Source organism: Candidatus Hydrogenedentota bacterium (assembly GCA_019637335.1).
GTDB lineage: Bacteria > Hydrogenedentota > Hydrogenedentia > Hydrogenedentales > JAEUWI01 > JAEUWI01.
This window is the reverse complement of sequence record JAHBVV010000004.1, coordinates 160,332-172,451: the sequence shown is the minus strand read 5'-3', so window position 1 is coordinate 172,451 and position 12,120 is coordinate 160,332. Positions and strand designations below refer to the sequence as shown.

The window sequence follows — 12,120 nt, the reverse complement described above, 5'->3', positions numbered from 1 at the left end:
TGTTTCGTCAACCGGGCCACCTGGCCCGATGAAAGAGTCCGTGTTACCATCGCATGGTAAGCAAGGCAAGTGCGGCGCCGGCTTCGGCCGGCGCCGCCTTTTCACGGCTTTCGGACGGGAGATTCTCGCGACATGGCATTCTGGTCCTGGCTGACCGGCGGCGGGCGCGCCCCCGGGGAACTGGCCGAACGCATTGGCCTGCCCCTCGCCGATCTGGAGGCGGTGAAGGTCGCCTACCACACCTTTACCCTGCCCAAGCGCGGCGGCGGGACCCGAACGATCAGCGCGCCCGATCCCGAACTGAAGGCCGCGCAGCGCCAGATCTATCAGCGCCTCCTCAAGCGTCTCCCGGTGCACCCGTGCGTCACCGGATTTCGCCCGGGCTATTCGATCGCCAGCAACGCGGCCTGCCACGCGGGACGCGCCGCCGTCATCCGGATGGACATCCGCGATTTCTTCGGCAGTACCGATGCAAAGCGCGTCCGGCGCTATCTCCAGCGGATGGGCTGGAACCGCGCGGCGGCCAAATTGCTGGCCCGGATCTGCACCCACGAAGGCGGCCTCCCCCAGGGCGCGCCGACGAGCCCCGCGCTCAGCAACGCCGTGAATTACCGACTCGACGCGCGCCTGGACGGCCTCGCGCGGAAGCATGGCGCGGTGTATACCCGCTACGCCGACGATCTGACCTTTTCGCTCGCGGAGGACCGCCACAACGACATCCAGGCTATCCTCTACCACACCAAGCGGATTGTGGCGGAGGAGGGCGGCTACAAACTGCACCAGAAGAAGAAGCTCCGCATCCGGCGGCGCCACCAGCAACAGCAGGTGACCGGGCTGGTCGTCAATGAACGCGTTGCGTTGCCCCGGGCCACCCGCCGCTGGCTGCGCGCCGTCGACCACCGGCTGCGCGCGGGTAGCGGGGCAACCCTGACCCCCCAACAACGCCAGGGATGGGCCGCGCTGGAGCAGATGGTCGCCGCGCACCAGCCACCCCGGTCGGATCCCGCGTAGCCCCCCGGCAGCGTTATTCTGCGCCGCGCACGGGCTGGGCGAGGCAGGCGCGGAGCACGTCCGCAAACGCGCGCTTCTCCACAAAGTTGTTCATGGTCAGCCGGTTGATGACTTCGTGTACCGATTCTTTCGAGTCGCGGTAGAGGTTTGGCGTGCCCGGCCACGGGTACGCGTATTGGTAGACGCCCCAGATGGAACCTTCCTCGTCGTCGTTGACGTATTTCCAGGTCCAGGGCGACCAGTGCCAGCCGTTCTCGTTGAACATGGTCAGGAAGTGGCGCATTCCCTCGATATCGTTTTCCGAATCGCCCATCGTGCTGAATTCGCCGAGATAAATGGGAACATTGCAGCGATCCTGCTCCATTTTCCCGAGCCGGAGCACTTCCTTCGCGCGCTTGACGTGATCCGCCGCACCGGCGTTCGTCGTGAATAGGGGATCGGCCCCGGAGTAGAAGTGAAACGAGTAGACCACATTCGCCCAGCCCAGATCCGATGGTTTCGGGAAGAATCCGGTGGGGGACCACTGCTCGAACTCCAGCTTGTAGCCATCTTCCATTACGATAATCGTATCCGCGTCAACCTCGCGAATGGCGTCGTAGATAAGGTCGTGGGCCTTGGTCCAATCCTCGACGCCCTCCGCGCTGAACGGCTCATTGAGCGCGTCGTAGGCGAACACCGTCGCATTGCCGGCATAGCGCGCCGCGATGTGCTTCCAGAGCGCCGCGGTACGCTTTTGAAATTCCGCGTTCTTGAAAAACTCGCCCCGGCTCAGTTCCCCGGTGTGGTCCCAGGGGCTCTGGCCGCCCACCGCGCCGTGAAAATCGAGCATGGCGTAGAGGCCGTGCTTTTCCGCCCAGGCAACGGCCTTGTCAAGGTAATGAAAGCCGTAATCGTGGTACTGGTAGGGCGTGGCGTCGTTCTCAAACCAGCGGTACCAGAAAGGTATGCGGACAAAGTTGAAGCCCATGGCCCGCGCTATCTGGAAATCGGTCTCGGTGATCCAGGTGTCGTGAAAGTGGTTCCAGATGGCCGCCGCGCCGAAATCGCCAAAGCGTTTCCGCAGGAGTTCATCCATTTCGTGCGCGGCGAACACGCTCGGCTCTTTCTCGAATAGCGCCAGATAGCGTTTTACCCCTTCGGCTTCGGCGTGCTTTGGCAATTCGGCGTGAAGTTGGGCGATGTAATCGTTAATATTGTGCTCATCGTCGAGAAACTCGCCCACCACGGCCATGGCCGACTTCAAGCCGTCCAGAATACCCGCCTCCTCCGCCAGGCGCGGCAGATGATCGTGCCACTCCATCTCGATGCTGGGGATCCACGTTTCCATCATAAGCCAGCCGCCGAAGTTTGTGCCCCGCAGCGACACCACGTCGCCCCCGCGCGTGACGATGTCTTTCCCGCGCACCGTCAGCGGTTCGAGCGTAAGAGCGGGAATGGCCACGAGGAGGGAGAGCAGGAAAAGCAATTTGCGTCGCATGAGGGTCTACTCCTGTTTGAACGGCCCCGAGGGGCGAAACACAAACGTTACGCCAGGCGGCGTGAGCTGCGCGGCGCCTCAGAATCATAGCAACGGCGGCCTTGTCTCATTCAATGGGCAGGGCTGGCAAACCTATTTCCAAAGCTATCATCCCGAATCCGTCATCAAAGTCTGGCATATAGCGCCGGTAGTCTGGCGGATTGTTCCCCGTTTTACACGTCTCCATATCGAACAAGTCATGTGCTAGAATTGCCTTGTAAGACTCGGAGGAGAATCATGCAATACGACGGACACGTGGAAAACGGAGTCATTGTGCTGGATGTGCCCGCGAAACTCGAGAATGGCACACGGGTGCGGATTGAATTACTTCCGACCGTCTTGGAAGGAAATTCGTCGCGTGCGCTGCGGGGGACGGCCTATCGCTATGATGCCCCATTTGAGCCCGCCGAAGAGGTCGATGCCTGGGACTCGGTTCGGTGATATTGCTCGACACGCACGTGTGGGTCTGGTGGGTCCAAGGCGATAGCCAACTTTCACGTGGGGCGATCGGGGCCTTGGATGCTGCACAGGACACGGGCATTGGGGTTCATATCATTTCCTGTTGGGAAGTTGCCATGCTCCACGCGGGAAACACGGTTGACTCTGCCCTGCCCCTTGGACGAATGGCTCGACCAGGCCTTGCAGTATCCCGGCGTGCAACTAATACCGTAACAGTTTAGCCGTCTGAAGCAAATAAGATTTTCCTAATTCTTTAGCCGAACGAAGTACAGTGGCCAAACCATAGCGACTTGCTGAATAAAGGCTACGTGCAACTATGGAGCGCCGGCGGCCCGCCGGCAGATTGCGCCCCCGGCGCAATACAGCGTTCTGGAAACGCTACCGTTGCATCAGAAGCCGCGTGTCCTCGGAGGACTCCGGCAACGTGTTCTTGCACCTTCGGTGCAATGCAGGCGAACCACTGGCGCTCCTGCAAAACGGCTCCAATAGTAAGATCACATCCTGTTCCGCACTTCATTCCGCTAAAGTGTTACAGATTTTCAACCACGAATGAACACAAATTCACACGAATAAGAGAGACTATTGACCGGGTTCGAAGATTCGTAATTCTTTCGCGGAATGAAGCACCCACCGTTTTGTAGGCGAATCTCCGTCAAGACGGGCGTGAATAGCAGGATCGTGGACATTCCTGTCCGCGGCAAAGTGAGCCCGGGAAATAAAGTGACGTACGTGGTTTGGAATAGAATTCCGGCGTCCCCGGGAGCGGAAAGCATTGTGAACCCGCGCCTCTTTACATACACATCGAGCACGATATGTCTTGCGCTCGTCCTGCCGCGGACACGAATGTCCGCGATCCTTTGCCGAGCTTCCTCGTTATTAACGGTCCGTTCGTGCTGTTTACACGCGTTGCTGCTTCAGGCGGCTAAAATGTTACCTGATTCCATTGAGTCGGTCGGTAGCCGTAAACGCAAGTCGCTTGCCCGGCGAGATACACCGCGATCCGGCGGATCGAATGCTTGTTGCCGCCGCTATCGATCTCGCATGCCCCCTGGTGACCGCGGACAGGAAGATTCTAGACTACAAGCATGTTCGGTCCCTCCATCCCGTGGAGTTCGAAGCCCGATCAAGGTAGCGTTCTGGGTCCATATAAACCCATCCACAAACCTGTGGACGAGATCCTGCGTGCTGATACTGGTGAAATGGCCTCCGCAAGTGACGATTGAAAGCGTTTTGGTCGACTATCCGTTCTATTGGTAACTTGCCCGACATGATAGTCTGGCATATAGCACCGGTAGTCTGGCGGATTGTTCCCCCCAGGTTATGTCCCTATACTGTCTTCGGGCGGCGATTAGGGTGTACGCCGCACAGGGTGACGAGGTGCAGTATGACGAGAATGCTTGAGCGGCGCGCGTCCGTGCTGGCCGCCCTTCTTCTGCTATTCGGAGTGGCCCTGGCCGCTCGCGCACAGACGGCGCAAAAAGGGGCCAGCACCGAACTCGCGCCCGACCAGAAGCTACGCATCGACCGCATCGAGTACCGCCCCGCGCGCTGGGAGACGGAGGCGCTGCGGGAAATCGAGCAGGACACCCCGAATCAGGGCGGCCTGATACACATTTACCTTACGAACACGAGCGACGAATCGCGGCGGCTGCGCTATTACCGGCTGAACGGCAAGGACGAGTCCCACTGGCTGCTCGGGCGTTTCCTGGCGTGGCACCGCTGGTACGACACCAACCTGCGGCCCGGCCAGAGCACCGTGCTGGAGGTAAACGCGGTCAGCGCGGAATTCGCGGAGGGAAATCCGCTGTCCGTGGCGATTGTCGACGGCACGTGGGAGCCCGTGGGATTCGGCGAAACGGCGCTGCGGCCCGATCCGGTCCGGGTGGCGTCGATCGTCATGCCGGACAACCTCTCGGAGATGACCTTCCACGTTCGCTACACGGGGACCGGCAGTATCCGGTTCACGTCGGCGGAGGTATTGAACCACACGGTCAAAAACGTGACGTGGACCGCCGCGGAGGGTCAGGGGCCGGCGCACACCATCGGGACGCTCGCGCTCGATAAGCCCATGGCCCCTTCCGAGCTGCTGATCCTGCGCATCGGGGTGGAGGAGAACGGCGAGACGCGCCAGGTGTATGCTCACCGGCGCGCGCATACGAGCCGCTTCCCGATTGGCGCGTGGAGCGGCGATGAATCGACCTATGCGTTCCAGCGCCGCATCCACATCGACACCCTGGTCCAGGGTGGGCGCAAGGAAGATCCGTTCTACGCCGAGCTCGTCCCCAAATATGGCCTGCACACCATGGTCCACGCGAGCGGCGTGGGGGCGGCGGTCGACACGCTGCGCAGCCTGGGCGGCCACCCGGCGGTCACCTGCTGGATGCTGTACGATGAGCCCGACTGGTCGATTCTCCCGTCGGACATGCTGCTCAAGGATCAGAGCACCAAAAGCATCGATGCCAGCATCCCAACCATGATCACGCTCTGCCGGAACGTGAAGTTCTTCGAGTATGCCTCTATCCCGGATATACCCTGCCACGATCACTACTGCGTCGGCGCACCGACCAGCAGTGTGTGGCCGCATATCTACGGCACGCGGCTGGAGGAGACCGGGTACTACACCCGGGATCTGAAGGAGGCGTCGGAACCGAAACCCATCTGGGTCTGGTCGCAGGCCATCGCCGACTGGGATCAGCGCCCGAAACGCTACTGCCCGACGCCGGACGAGATCGCGGCCCAGCTCATGTTCAACCTGGGGCGCGGCGCGAAGGGGATCCTCTGGTTCAACTTCAGCCAGAAGGAAGCCGATCGTTTCCCCGACGCCGTGGAGGCCATGCGCGACTGGGGCCGCGTGATGCGCGTGGTGCGCGACGACCTGCTGCTTGCCGATCCGGTGGCGCTGCGCACCACCGCGCCGGACCAGGTCGACGTGGCGCCCCTGGTCGCGCCGGACAAACTGCTCCTCTGCGTGACCAACCAGAACTACGAAATTCACCCGGAGTCGTATCCCTTCACGCCCCACGAGAATGTCACCATCGAAACGTCGCTGCCCGCGTGGATTGATCCCGCCCGTGTCGTCGCGGTGACACCAGAGGGCGTCACGCCCGTCGAGTTCGAGCGGACGGATACCGGACTGCGCATCGCGCTCGGCGAACTGCGGGTCTGCACGCTCCTCGCGGTGTTGAACGATGCCGCGGATGAATCGGCCTACCAGAAGGCGTACGAGGTTGCTATCACCGGTGAGTCCGCCACCTTTGAATGATCGGCGCCGCCAGAGACTCCCAATGCAATCCACTTCTTCGAAAATACATAGGCGGGACGCCTGTGCCACATCCCTTCGAGGGTACTCTTACGAACCAACGTGAAGCGTCCAAGGAACGTGGCACAGCCGTCCCGGCTGTGTACCGGTTGCGAAGCAACCGGCTTTTCATCCTTAACGAGTGACGCAACGCGTCACGAACGGCTGCTCTGAAAAAACACGCCTCAGCATCACCACAACTGCCTCATACAAAACAGATTACAGCATCCAAAAAAAGGAAGCGTCAAAGGCTGGGAGCGCAGGCGTCCCCGCCTGCCAGGCGGCGAAGCCGCCGTCCATTTTCATCCTTAACGAGTGACGCAACGCGTCACGAAACACGGTACCGAATCGAGGAGAGGAAAATTGAAAACCCGACATCATGCAATCTTGCAAACGGGCGCGGTTGCGCCGCTGCTTCTCGTCTGCTTCACGCTGCACGGCGCCTCCCCCTCGGACGCAATCGAGAGCTGGGTCAGCACCCCCGACCTGCGACATGCCCTGGCGCCGCAGCCGCCCCTGGAGGCCGGTGGCGAAGCGGACGTGGGCGCGCAGACGATCCGGATACACCCGAACACCACCTACCAGCGCATACTCGGGCTGGGCGCGTCCCTGGAGCACACCACCTGCGCCAACCTGTGGCGTTTGTCCCCAGAAAAGCGCGCCGAGGTCATGGAACGCCTGGTGTCCCGCGAGAACGGCATCGGCATGAACACCATGCGCATCTGCATGGGGACGCCGGATTTCACGGGGGACCCCTGGTACACCTACAACGACATGCCGCCGGGGGAGAAGGACCCGGAACTGGCGCATTTCTCGATTGAGAAGGATCGCGCCTACATTCTGCCCGTGCTCCAGCTCGCGCGGGAGAAGAACCCCGAGTTGTTGTTCTACGCCTCGCCCTGGAGCCCGCCGGGCTGGATGAAGACGGGCGACGACCACATCGGCGGGCATCTGTACCCGCGCTATTACGATGCCTACGCGCGGTATTTCGTGAAGTTCATCCGCGCCTACGCGGCGGAAGGCATCCCCATCTACGCCGTCACGGTGCAGAACGAGCCCGGCGTCAACAAGCGCGACGATGTCCGCAGCTGGTGGTATCCCTCGTGCCAGTGGTCCCTCGTGGAGGACGAGGATACCTGGTGGCCGGTGAACCGCGACATCATGGGCCTGCCCGAGCGCGACTTCATCCGCGAACACCTCGGCCCCACCTTTGACCAGGCCGGTATCAGCACAAAGATCTGGTGCTTCGACCACAACTTCAACAACCTCTGGTACCCGCGCAACATTCTGAGCGATCCCGAGGCCGCGAAATTCGTTGACGGCACGGCGTTTCACCCCTACGTCGGGGAGCCCGAGGCGATGGGAGAATTCCTGAAGGAATTCCCGGATAAGCCGGTCTACCTTACCGAAGGCTCGACTTTCGGCCTGAAAGGCGCCGCCGACATTATCGCGTTCTTCCGCAACGGCGCCAGCTCCTACAACGCCTGGGTGACCATGATCGATTCCAACGGCGGGCCGAACAATGGGCCGTTCGTAGCCACGGAGACCTGTATTGTGCTGGACGCGGAGACGTTGGAGGTGCGCTACAATTTCGATTACTACATGTACGGCCAATTCATGAAGTTCATCGAACGGAGCGCGGTGCGCATTGACTCCGGCGAGAACCTGCCGGACATACAGCACGTCGCGTTTCGCAATCCCGGCGGCGCCATCGTGTTGATCGCGGTGAACCAGTCCGAGCGCGATATCCCCCTGACGGTATCGAGCGGCGGAACGCAATTCAACGCCACGGCCGCCGCCCGGTCGGTAACGACGTACCGCGCGCCCGCGAACTAATCAGTGCCCGGCGGCCACCTCGGCGGCCTGCGCGCGCAAATAGGCGCTCACCGAACGGTAGAGGCCGTCCGAGTGCAGGTCGTGCGCTTCCAGCTGCTCGCTTCGGGTCGCCTGCTCGCTGAATACGTCCGGAATGCCGATGCGGTGAATGCGCAACTCCTGGAGGCGGCCGGCATTCGCGAAATGCTCCAGCACGGCGGATCCGAATCCACCGTCGAGCGTGTTCTCTTCCACCGTAATGATGGGGCGATCGATCAGGCTGTCCAGCAGGGCCGCATCGAGCGGCTTGACGAAGCGCGCATCGGCGACGCCCACGGAATAACCTTCCCCGGCGAGGCGCTCCGCGGCCTCGATACAGGACTTCAGGCACGGCCCCAGGGCCAGGAAGGTGGCGTCGGTTCCCTCCCGCAACACCTCGCCCCGCGCGATGTCGCGCCCGTCCGCCGCTCCGATGGTGGGGGCGCTGCCGCGCGCATAACGAATCGCGATCGGGCCGTCCTGCTGGAGCGCCCAGCGCAGCATCAGGCGCGTATCCACGTCGTCGCGCGGCGCGAGCACCTGGAGGTCCGGAATGCACCGGAGGAAGGAGATATCGAAGGTGCCGTTCTGCGTGGGGCTGTCCTCGCCCACAAGCCCGGCGCGGTCAATCGCGAAGACAACCGGCAGCTTCTGAATACACACATCGTGGATGAGCTGGTCGTAGCCGCGCTGGAGGAATGTCGAGTAGATGGCCGCCACCGGGCGAAGGCCCTTCGCCGCCATGCCCGCCGCCATCGTAACCGCGTGCTGCTCGCAGATTCCCACGTCGAAAAAGCGATCGGGGTAGGCCTCCTCGAAGCGTGACAGGCCCGTGCCCGTCGGCATCGCCGCCGTAATGCCCACCACGCGCTCGTCCGCGGCCCCGGCCTCCAGCATGCCCTCCACAAACGCGTCCGTGAAGCTGCGGGCCGGCGGCGCCTGGCTTTCGCGCTCGTTGGGAAGGGGCTCGCCCTCTTCCTCCGCCGGCTTGATGGCGCGCGGGGAGACGCCGTGGTACTTGAGGGGGTCTTCTTCGGCGGCTTTGAGGCCCTTGCCCTTTTCCGTCCGGCAATGCAGGAGGATCGGCCCGTGCATGCTCTTGATACTCGTGAGGCATTCGATCAGCAGGGGCAGGTCGTGCCCGTCCACCGGCCCCAGATAATTCACCCCGAGCTCCTGAAAAAGCGCGCCCTTGGTGATGTAGCCCTTCACCGACTTCTCGATGTCCTGAATCGCGCGGGTCATGCGGTTGCCGATAACCTTCTTTACGAAGCTACCGGCGTCTTCCTTCGCCCGCTTGTACGGCTCCGCCATGATAAGGCGATTGAAATACTTGTTCAGCGCGCTCGCGTTCGGCGAAATGGACATCTCGTTGTCGTTCAGGATCACCAGCATGTCCAGACCCAGGTGCCCGGCGTGGCTGAGGCCTTCGAGCGCCATCCCGCCCGTTATCGCGCCATCCCCAATCAGCGCGATCACCGAATAGTCCTCGTTCAGCCGGTCCCGCGCGACCGCCATGCCGACCGCCGCCGATATCGAGGTCGAAGAGTGGCCCGTCCCAAAGCAGTCGTAGGGGCTTTCCGAGATTTTGGGGTAGCCGCTGATGCCATCCTTCTTGCGGATCGTGTCGAACACGTCGCGCCGACCGGTCAGTAGCTTGTGCGGGTAGCACTGGTGCCCCACGTCCCAAATCAACTGGTCGCGCCCGACATCGAACACGTAATGAAGCGCCAGCGTCAGCTCCACCACCCCCAGGGGGGCTGAAAGGTGACCCCCGTTGTGGTTCACTACGTCCAAAACGCGCGCGCGCAACTCCCGCGCCAGCTCTTCGAGCTCGGCAATGGAGAATGCTTTAAAATCGGCGGGGCTGTTGATCGAGTCGAGTAGGGACATGGTCGGTCTATATGGTTCCGTTGGTTATCGGCTACCTGCAACGAATTCATATCCGGCCCGCGAAAAAGGTTCCGAACAAAGGCGTTCTGGTGTCCCGGGAACCCGGTTTGGCCTCGTCCGAAAGCACGCGCCGCAGGCCCGGCGCAAAGCGCGAGTATACCACAGCGCAATCCAGCGGGACCACAGCCGCGCGATTCCGGAGCCGCGCCGCGCCGGAAAACCCAGGTCCAGCGCGAAGCCGTTGACCTTCCCATCCTGCTCCCGTAGACTGCGTGTGGCGGGGGCCTTATGGGCGTCTTTGCGGGAGAATTCACTTGAATCCGGCTTCCGCGCGCATTATAATGTATTTGGAATGCATGTTAAAGCCGCATGCCGGTCGGGAACACCAACCAGATACGGGGAGATTCGCCGCCATGAAACGCATCCTGTGCACCGCCGCCCTGGTACTCGCCTCAACCGCGCTCGCAGAACTCCAGTCGGTCCAGGCCGGCGGGGAGATCCGCATCCGTGGCCGCTTCTGGAACGACAACTACAGCAACGCCATCGCCGGCCCGGCCACGCCCCGGTATGTTGGATACAGCTTCGCCAACCGCCCGCTCGGCCCTTTTGGACTGAACAGCCGCTTCGATTTCGACAGCGCGGGCAATGATCTGGCCTTCGTCGAGCACCGCACCCGCCTGAACGTCAAGGCGGATTTCACCTCGGACGTTTCCGCGTTCGCCGAATTCGAGAGCTACGATCTATGGGGGCAATCCTTCCGTAGCAACGTTATCAGCGGCGCGGACCGGGCCGCAGCCAACGGATCGGCCGACCTGTACCAGGCCTACATTGAGACGCGCAAAACGTTCGGACTTCCGCTCCGCGCGCGCCTGGGACGCCAGGAAATGCGGCTCGGGAAGGGCTGGCTGGTCGACGACATCGCCACCGCCATCATCGGGCGCTCCTTCGATGGCGTCCGCCTGACATGGACGCCAGCGGACTTCGAGGTGGACGCGTGGTGGATGAAGCTGAACGAGACCATCGCGGGCGATGAGGATCTGGACTTCTACGGCGTCTACGGAACCTGGAAGGGCCTCGATAGTGTCAAGCTCTCGCTGTACTGGATGCTGGTCCGCGACGGAAACGAACCCGTGGACACAACCCTGGGGCCGGCGGGCGAGTGGTTCGAAAGCCTGCTCGGCCTCGACGACTACCGGGCCTCCTGGCAGCACACCGCCGGCGCGCGGATCTGGGGCAGCCACGGCGCCTTCGACTACGACTGGGAGATCGCCTACCAGTTTGGCAATGCGGACCACGTGGGCGGGCTCTTCACGCCGGTAACCTACGGGGATACGGACGCCGACTACGGAAACTTCGCCACAGACCTCGAAGTGGGGTATACGCTGGACATGGCGTGGAATCCGCGGATCTATGTGGGCGGCGCCTGGTTCCAGGGCGAGGACAACCGCGAATTTCGGTGGGAAGACGTCCTATTCCCCGGCGAGGGCCGCGCGAGCGTGAGCTTCAACCGGCTGTTTCCGGGAACGCCCTACAGCCTGAACCTCGGCATCACCCAGGAACTCTCCAATTTCTGGCAGATTCGCGCCGGCGCGACCGCGAAACCGACCGAGAAGATTACGCTGGGCGCGAAAGTCGCCTATTTCGAAATCGATGAACCCTTCGAAACCCCCGTGCTCTTCTTCTACCCGGCCTGGACGCGTCCAAACGACAAGGAGCTTGGCTGGACCACCTTCCTGATGGCGAAGTACCAGTATAGCGCCGATCTTTCGCTCGCGCTGGTCTGGGAGCACCTCTTCGTCGGTGATGGACTCGAACAGGGCCATTTCTTCGCGCGGAACGGCCTTGAACTGGTGGCCGGCACGGACAACGACGACGCGGACTATATCCACTTCGATCTGCAGCTGAAATTCTAGCGCACGGCTCATTCGGTTTGAAGGTATATCGGCAACGATGACGGAAGATATGAGTCGATCGCCCGGATCTCGTTTCCGGACGGCGATGTTATGAGCGGATAGAAGATTCCTTGGAGCTTGTCTGTAGCGCAGACGGTATACTCGGCAGCAGAACTGGATGCCAACGCATTCTTTCG

Annotated in this window: 7 protein-coding genes; 5 read left to right on the top strand and 2 right to left on the bottom strand. The window is 62.0% G+C overall.

The genetic code is table 11. The annotated features are described in order from the left end of the window. The first annotated feature begins 132 nt into the window (after positions 1-132). Positions 133-1,011 carry an RNA-directed DNA polymerase gene (locus tag KF886_07430; GenBank protein ID MBX3177173.1) on the top strand — a complete coding sequence of 293 codons (879 nt, stop codon included), beginning with the start codon at positions 133-135 and terminating at the stop codon, positions 1,009-1,011. Positions 1,012-1,024: 13 nt separating this feature from the next. On the opposite strand, the gene KF886_07425 is transcribed toward KF886_07430, so the two are convergent. Further along, positions 1,025-2,488 (bottom strand): cellulase family glycosylhydrolase, encoded by a 1,464-nt coding sequence (locus KF886_07425; protein MBX3177172.1) that lies wholly within the window; start codon positions 2,486-2,488, stop codon positions 1,025-1,027. Positions 2,489-2,764: 276 nt separating this feature from the next. Between KF886_07425 and KF886_07420 the strand changes: the two genes are divergently transcribed. From KF886_07420 to KF886_07410, 3 genes are all read left to right on the top strand, one after another. Beyond that, positions 2,765-2,968: a hypothetical protein gene (locus tag KF886_07420; GenBank protein MBX3177171.1), complete on the top strand. Its 204-nt coding sequence runs from the start codon at positions 2,765-2,767 to the stop codon at positions 2,966-2,968. Positions 2,969-4,370: 1,402 nt separating this feature from the next. Next, on the top strand, positions 4,371-6,248 hold the full coding sequence (locus KF886_07415) for a hypothetical protein (protein ID MBX3177170.1): 1,878 nt from the start codon (positions 4,371-4,373) through the stop codon (positions 6,246-6,248). A 399-nt stretch (positions 6,249-6,647) separates the two neighbouring features. Next, positions 6,648-8,120 carry a glycosyl hydrolase gene (locus KF886_07410; GenBank protein ID MBX3177169.1) on the top strand — a complete coding sequence of 491 codons (1,473 nt, stop codon included), beginning with the start codon at positions 6,648-6,650 and terminating at the stop codon, positions 8,118-8,120. On the opposite strand, the gene dxs is transcribed toward KF886_07410, so the two are convergent. Beyond that, positions 8,121-10,031, bottom strand: a complete 1,911-nt coding sequence (dxs, locus tag KF886_07405; protein MBX3177168.1) for a 1-deoxy-D-xylulose-5-phosphate synthase — start codon at positions 10,029-10,031, stop codon at positions 8,121-8,123. A gap of 413 nt (positions 10,032-10,444) precedes the next feature. On the opposite strand from dxs, the gene KF886_07400 reads away from it, so the two are divergent. Next, positions 10,445-11,944, top strand: coding sequence for an alginate export family protein (locus tag KF886_07400; protein ID MBX3177167.1), 1,500 nt, complete (start codon positions 10,445-10,447; stop codon positions 11,942-11,944). Positions 11,945-12,120 lie beyond the last annotated feature (176 nt).

Excerpts from the sequence above, each read along its gene's own strand:
- dxs (MBX3177168.1), bottom strand. The coding sequence starts at position 10,031 with ATGTCCCTACTCGACTCGATCAACAGCCCCGCCGATTTTAAAGCATTC.
- KF886_07420 (MBX3177171.1), top strand. The coding sequence starts at position 2,765 with ATGCAATACGACGGACACGTGGAAAACGGAGTCATTGTGCTGGATGTG.
- KF886_07415 (MBX3177170.1), top strand. The coding sequence starts at position 4,371 with ATGACGAGAATGCTTGAGCGGCGCGCGTCCGTGCTGGCCGCCCTTCTT.
- KF886_07400 (MBX3177167.1), top strand. The coding sequence starts at position 10,445 with ATGAAACGCATCCTGTGCACCGCCGCCCTGGTACTCGCCTCAACCGCG.
- KF886_07430 (MBX3177173.1), top strand. The coding sequence starts at position 133 with ATGGCATTCTGGTCCTGGCTGACCGGCGGCGGGCGCGCCCCCGGGGAA.
- KF886_07425 (MBX3177172.1), bottom strand. The coding sequence starts at position 2,488 with ATGCGACGCAAATTGCTTTTCCTGCTCTCCCTCCTCGTGGCCATTCCC.